Source organism: Streptomyces sp. NPDC037242 (assembly GCF_055604165.1).
The window spans coordinates 1-3704 of sequence record NZ_JBVJUY010000003.1 but is presented as its reverse complement, the minus strand read 5'-3'; the positions used below and the strand labels follow the sequence as shown (position 1 = coordinate 3704).

At 74.4% G+C, this 3704-nt stretch carries 3 protein-coding genes; 1 reads left to right on the top strand and 2 read right to left on the bottom strand.

Annotated features, from left to right (window positions below; genetic code table 11):
* Positions 1-131: 131 nt before the first annotated feature.
* A complete protein-coding gene (locus ACZ7GJ_RS05385; protein WP_470749676.1) occupies positions 132-686 on the bottom strand; it encodes an MOSC domain-containing protein in 555 nt (184 codons plus the stop codon).
* 32 nt (positions 687-718) lie between these two features.
* Positions 719-901, bottom strand: a complete 183-nt coding sequence (locus tag ACZ7GJ_RS05380; protein WP_470749674.1) for a hypothetical protein — start codon at positions 899-901, stop codon at positions 719-721.
* 181 nt (positions 902-1082) lie between these two features.
* Here ACZ7GJ_RS05380 and ACZ7GJ_RS05375 point away from each other — a divergent pair.
* On the top strand, positions 1083-3704 hold a 2622-nt coding region (locus ACZ7GJ_RS05375), incomplete at its 3' end, for a DEAD/DEAH box helicase (protein ID WP_470749672.1).

Sequence of the window (3704 nt, the reverse complement as noted above, 5' to 3'; positions counted from 1 at the left end):
TGTTCGCCGAGGCGGCTTGATCCCACCCCCCCCCCCCCCCCCCCCCCCCCCCCCCCCTCCCCCCCCCCCCCCGCCCCGCCCCCCCCCCCCCCCCCCCCCCCCCCCGGGCGTGGCGGAAGGGGCAGCCGTGGTCAGACGCGCTCGAGCGGGACGTGCGGCTCCGACGGGAGGGTCACCGTGATGGTGTCGCCCGGACGGATGGTGCCGCCCTGGCGGACCACGCCCATGATCCCGCCCTTGAGGACCAGCTGACCCTCGGCGTCGCGGTTGACCAGCTGCTTGAGCAGACCGCTCTGGAAGTTGTCGATCTGCAGGCACGGATTGCGCAGGCCGGTCACCTCGACCACCGCCTCGCCGCCGAGTTGCAGCAGGGTGCCGGTCGGCAGGCCGAGCAGGTCTATGCCCTGCGTGGTCACGTTCTCCCCGAGCTGGCCCGGCTCGACCTTGAAGCCGGCTTCGGCCACCTCGTCGAACAGCTCCCGGTGGATCAGGTGGACCTGGCGGAGATTCGGCTGCGTCGGGTCCTGGGCCACGCGGGAGCGGTGCTTGACGGTCACTCCCGAGTGCACGTCCCCTTCGACCCCGAGCCCGGCGAGCAGCGTGATGTGCTCCCGCGCGGGCTTCGTGAACGAGTACACGCCATTGCTGCTGACCGCAGTGACCTGCGCCGCCTGCGCGGTATCCATCCCGGTGTTCATGTATGCCCCCCCTGCCGCCGTCAGCGGCCGATGCGCTTCCTGGATATGCCCCGCACCTTACGGCGCTGCGAGGAGTCCAGCAGGAGGTATGCAGCCGTCGGGACACCGATCAGCACCAACAGGCCGGCCCAGAACCCGACCGACCAGAACAACACGATGGCTGCCACGACTCCGGCAACCGCGACCTTTCCGCTCGTGGACATCTGCGGACACCTCCTCCTGCGTCGGCCACTACCCCCATCAACGCACGGTTTTGGCCGCGCGTTCCCGGTCGCGTGAACGCTCCGTGAAGTGACCCGGGTCACGGCCCGCCTCCGACGCCCGGGGGGTCCGAGCGAGGTACTCTCGTCCGCCCCGTGTCCAGTAGTCAAATTTGAGGAACGCGTGCTCCCTGAGATCTCCGGCCTCATCCACTGCTCCGCCGCTTTCCTGCCCGCCGACCCGGCCCGCTGCGGCCGGATCGCCTTCTGGCAGCCCGACGGAGCCGCCGCCCCTCCGGCTGCGGTCGGCGGCACCGGCAGCGGCTCCGGTAACAGCGGCCGCATCGGCATCGGCGTCGGTTCCGGTTCGGGATTCGGTGCCGGTTTCGGTTCCGGTTCCGGTTCCGGCGTCGGTGCTGGTGCCGCCTTCGGTTCCGCCGAGGAAATCACCGTGGTCAGTCCCGATCTGCGGCGCACCGCCGTGACCGCCCTCGTCATGCCCGTCGCGGCTGCGCTGCCGCTGCTCACCCGCGCCCGGGCGGCCGCCGCCTCCGGCATCGCTCCCGACGCCGTGTCCCCGACCGTCTTCTGGGGCGCCGCCGCGCTGCTCGCCCTGCGGCTCGCCGCGCGCGGGCTGCTGCTGCCCGGGCTGAGTCCCGCCGGGTACGACGCCTGGCGGCTCGGCCCGCTCGAAGCCGCCGACCTGGAGGAAGTGCGGGAGCTGGCGGCCGCCATGCCGCCCTCCGCGCACTGCGTTCCCCTCGACGCGGCGGGCCCGCCCCGGCTGCCGACGCCGGAGCCGCTGCTGCGCGCCTTCCTCGACGCCGTCGCGGACACCCTGCCCCGCTCCCCCGCCGCGCCGACCGCCGCCGGCGGGACCGCCTACGCCGCCGTGGCGCCCCTGCACCGCCCCGAGCTGCGCGGCTGGGCCGCCGAGATCGCCGCCGGGCACGACGCGGGCGTTCGCATCTCGCTCCGGATCGAGCTGGACCGGCCCATCGAGGCCGATTCCGATTCTGACTTCGCTTCCGGCCCCGCGTCCGGCCCGGCCTTCCGCGCGGTCCTGCAGATGCACAGCCTGGCCGACGCCGCTCTGGTCGCCGATGCCGCCGACGTCTGGGCCGGCTCCGGCGCCGCCGCGGCCGGCTTCCCGCCGCGTGCCCGGATGGACGCCCTGCGCGCCCTTCGCCGCGCCGCCCGGCTGTGGCCCCCGCTCGATCCGCTGCTCGGCGCCGCCGTCCCCGACGCCGTCGACCTCGCCGACGAGGAGGTCGCGGAGCTGCTCGGGAACGCCGGCCGGGCGCTGGCCGCCGACGGGGTGCAGGTGCACTGGCCGCGCGGACTCGCCCGTACGCTCACCGCCCGGGCGGTCGTCGGCGGCACCGCCACGGCCCCCGCCTCCGATCTCCCCGGCCTGCTCTCGCCCGGGGCCCTGCACTCCTTCGCCTGGCGCTACGCCCTGGGCGGCCAGGGCGACCTGACCGCCGCCGAACTCGACCGGCTCGCCGACGCCAGCCGCCCCCTGGTCCGACTGCGGGACCAGTGGGTCCTGATCGACCCGGCCGAGGCCCGGCGGGCCCGCGCCCGCCGGGACCGCGAAGTGTCGGCCGCCGACGCCCTGGCCGCCGTACTGACCGGCTCCGCGGAGATCGACGGCGCGCGTATCGACGTACAGGCGACGGGTCCACTGGAGCGGCTGCGCGCCCTGCTCACCGCCGATCCCGAGGCTCCCGGCACACCCGGGCCCGGGGCGCCCGCGGCCCTGCGCGCCAACCTGCGCGACTACCAGCTCCGCGGTCTGGGCTGGCTCACGCGGATGACGGAACTCGGCCTCGGCGCCTGCCTCGCCGACGACATGGGCCTCGGCAAGACCATCACCCTCATCGCCCTCCACCTGCACCGTGCCCAGGACCCCGCCACCGCCGGCCCCACGCTCGTCGTGTGCCCGGCGTCCCTGCTGGGGAACTGGCAGCGGGAGATCGAGCGGTTCGCGCCCGGCACGCCCGTACGCCGCTTCCACGGCGCGGGCCGCACCCTCGACGGCCTCACCGACGGCTTCGTGCTCACCACGTACGGCACGATGCGCCTGGACGCGCCCCGCCTCGCCGCGACTTCCTGGGGCATGGTCGTCGCGGACGAGGCCCAGCACGTCAAGAATCCGCGCTCCTCCACCGCCAAGGCCCTGCGCACCATCCCCGCCGCGGCCCGGGTGGCCCTCACCGGCACCCCGGTGGAGAACAACCTCTCCGAACTGTGGGCCGTCCTCGACTGGACCACGCCCGGCCTGCTGGGCCGGCTCGCGACCTTCCGTACCCGGTACGCAGAGCCGGTCGAGAGCGGCCGGGACCCTCGGGCGGCGGCCCGGCTGTCCGCGCTGGTACGGCCGTTCCTGCTGCGGCGCAAGAAGTCCGACCCGGGCATCGCGCCCGAGCTGCCGCCCAAGACCGAGACCGACCACACCGTGGTGCTCAGCCACGAACAGGCGGGCCTGTACGAGGCGGTGGTGCGCGAGACGCTCGCCGCGATCTACGAGGCGGACGGGATGGAGCGGCGCGGACTGGTGGTCAAGCTGCTCACCTCGCTCAAGCAGATCTGCAACCACCCGGCGCAGTATGCGAAGGAGCACGGCCAGAAGGAGCACGGCCTCAAGGAGCACGGGCCGAAGGGCCCGAGCGCCGCCCGCTCCGGGAAGCTGGAACTCCTCGACGAGCTGCTCGACACGATCCTGGCCGAGGGCGGTTCGGTGCTGGTCTTCACCCAGTACGTGACGATGGCCCGGATCCTGGAGAAGCACCTCACCGCGCGC